Here is a 2,654-nt window from a genome sequence, read left to right on the forward strand (position 1 = left end):
GCCGGGGGGCGCCGGCCGGCCGGGGGTGGGGCCGGTCGGGGCGGCCGGCGGGTGGCTGGGCGGGTTCACCGGCTCGCCGCCTCGACCAGCCGGCGGGCCGCCGCCGGATGCCCGGCCCAGTGGGTGTGCAGGTAGGACGCGTGCACCCGGCCGGCCACGAAGCCGTGCGGGGCGCTGTCCCAGTGCCAGGCGGCGCGGTCGCCGTGCCCGGGGTCGGTGACGGTGCGGTGGAACTCGTGTCCGCGTACCGGGTCGCCGGCGTTGTGCGCCGGGGAGTCGGCGGCGGCCACCGCGTCGCGGTAGCCGAGGGTGAGCCGGCCGGTCATCCGAGCGGTGTGGTCGAGCCGCCCGCACATCGGCACCCCGTCGAGGGCGCGGCCGAGGTAGAGCAGACCGGCGCACTCGGCGACCACCGGGCCGTCGAAGCCGGCCAGCTCGGCGCGGAGCGCGGCATTGCCGGCCAGGGCGTCGGCGTGCAGCTCGGGGAAGCCGCCGCCGATCACCACGGCCCGGGTGCCGGGCGGCAGGGCCTCGTCGCGCAACGGGTCGAGGGTCACCACCTGCGCGCCGGCCGCGGTGAGCAGCTCGGCGGTCTCCGCGTACGAGAAGGTGAAGGCCGCCCCGCCGGCGACCGCGACGACCGGGCGGGCGGTGCCGGCGGGACCGCCGACCGCGGCGGCCGGGTCCCAGGCGGGCGCGGTGAGCGGCGGCGCGGTACGGGCCAGTGCCAGCACGGCGTCGAGGTCCACGGTGGCCTCGACCAGGCCGGCGAGCGCGGCCACCACGGCGACCGACTCGGGCGCGCGTTCGGCGACCGGCACCAGCCCGAGGTGGCGGGACGGCGCGGCCACCTCGACGGCCCGGGTCACCGCGCCGAGCACCGGCACGCCCACCTCGGCGAGCGCGTCGCGCAGCAGGGTCTCGTGCCGGGTCGAGCCGACCCGGTTGAGGATCACCCCGCCGATCCGTACCGCACGGTCGAAGGCGCGCATGCCGAGCACCAGCGCGGCGGCGGAGCGGCCCTGCGCCGTGGTGTCGAGGACGAGCAGCACGGGCGCCTCGATCAGCCGGGCGACATGCGCCGTGGAGGCGTACCCGCCGTGCCCGACCGCGCCGTCGTGCAGCCCCATCACCCCCTCCACCACGGCCACGTCGGCCGGGGTGGGCACGGTCGCGCCGTGCCGCAGCAGCGGGGCGATCCGCTCCGGCCCGACCAGCCAGGGGTCGAGGTTGCGGCCGGGGCGGCCGGCGGCGAGCGCGTGGTAGCCGGGGTCGATGTAGTCGGGGCCGACCTTGTGCGGGCTGACCGCCAGGCCCCGGCGGCGCAGCGCGGCGAGCAGCCCGGTGGCCACGGTGGTCTTGCCGTGCCCGCTGGCCGGGGCCGCGACGACCAGCCGGGGCAGCGCCCAGGGGGTCACCATTCGATGCCCTTCTGGCCCTTCTGGCCGGCGTCCATCGGGTGCTTGACCTTGGTCAGCTCGGCGACCAGGTCGGCGGCCTCGACCAGCCGCTGGTCGGCGTCCCGGCCGGTGATCACGACGTGCTGGAAGCCGGGCCGGTCGCGCAGCGTGGCGACCACCTCGTCGACGTCCACCCAGCCCCACTTCATCGGGTACGTGAACTCGTCGAGCACGTAGAGCCCGTAGCGCTCGGCGGCCAGGTCGCGCTGGATCTGCCGCCACCCCTCCCGGGCGTCCTCGGCGTGGTCGGCTTCCCCGCCGCGCTGGATCCAGGACCAGCCCTCGCCCATCTTGTGCCAGCTCACCGGGGCGCCCTGCCCGGTGCGCTCGTGCACCTCGCCGAGGGCCCGGAAGGCGTTCTCCTCCCCCACCCGCCACTTGGCGCTCTTGACGAACTGGAACACGCCGATCGGCAGCCCGGCTGTCCACGCCCGCAGCGCCAGCCCGAACGCGGCCGTCGACTTCCCCTTCATCTGTCCGGTGTGCACGATCACCAGCGGCCGGTGACGCCGCTGCCGGGTGGTCAACCCGTCGACGGGCACATGGCTCGGCTTCCCCTGCGGCATCAGGCGACGCTCCTCGTGGTGAGGCCGACGAGCCGGTCACTGGCCACGTCGGCGAGGCGGTGGTGCGGGGCGTGCAGTTGGGTGGCGAGGCGGCGGGCCAGGTGCAGGCGGACGGGGCCGGACTCGCAGTCGACGACGACGCAGGGCGCCGCGGTGGCGGCGAGCACCGAAGCGGCGCGGGCGGCCCGGTCCAGCGGGCGGGGGCCTGCGGTGGCCCGGCCGTCGGTGACGACCAGCACGAGGGGGCGGCGTTTCGGGTCGCGCAGCCGCTCCACGCGGAGCAGGTCGGCGGCCGCCAGCAGTCCCTCGGCGAGTGGCGTACGCCCGCCGGTGGGCAGCTCGGCCAGCCGGGCCGAGGCGGCCAGCACCGAGGAGGTGGCCGGAAGGAGGGTCTGCGCGCCGGTGCCCCGGAAGGCGACCACGGCCACCTTGTCCCGCCGCTGGTACGCGTCGGTGAGCAGGGCCAGCACGGCGCCCTTCACGGCGGACATCCGCTCCCGCGCGCCCATCGACCCGCTGGCGTCCACCACGAAGAGGACCAGGTTGCCCTCGCGCCCCTCGCGGACCGCCTCGCGCACGTCGGCCGGGCGCAGCCGCAGCGGGCCGCCGGCCCGGCCGCGGGCGGCCT

At 77.5% G+C, this 2,654-nt stretch carries 3 protein-coding genes; all 3 read right to left on the reverse strand.

What is annotated here, in order from left to right:
• Positions 1–65 precede the first annotated feature (65 nt).
• Complete coding sequence (locus B0E53_RS35280; protein WP_107079810.1) at positions 66–1,421, reverse strand: cobyrinate a,c-diamide synthase; 1,356 nt, start codon at positions 1,419–1,421, stop codon at positions 66–68.
• The gene (cobO, locus tag B0E53_RS35285; RefSeq protein WP_107079811.1) at positions 1,415–2,026 is read right to left on the reverse strand and encodes a cob(I)yrinic acid a,c-diamide adenosyltransferase; all 612 of its coding nucleotides are present in this window, start codon (positions 2,024–2,026) and stop codon (positions 1,415–1,417) included. The genes B0E53_RS35280 and cobO overlap by 7 nt, the downstream gene beginning before the upstream one ends.
• Positions 2,026–2,654: VWA domain-containing protein (locus B0E53_RS35290; RefSeq protein ID WP_146167931.1), on the reverse strand; the 629-nt coding region annotated here is incomplete at its 5' end. The genes cobO and B0E53_RS35290, both read right to left, overlap by 1 nt.

Source organism: Micromonospora sp. MH33 (assembly GCF_003013775.1).
GTDB lineage: Bacteria > Actinomycetota > Actinomycetes > Mycobacteriales > Micromonosporaceae > Micromonospora > Micromonospora fulviviridis.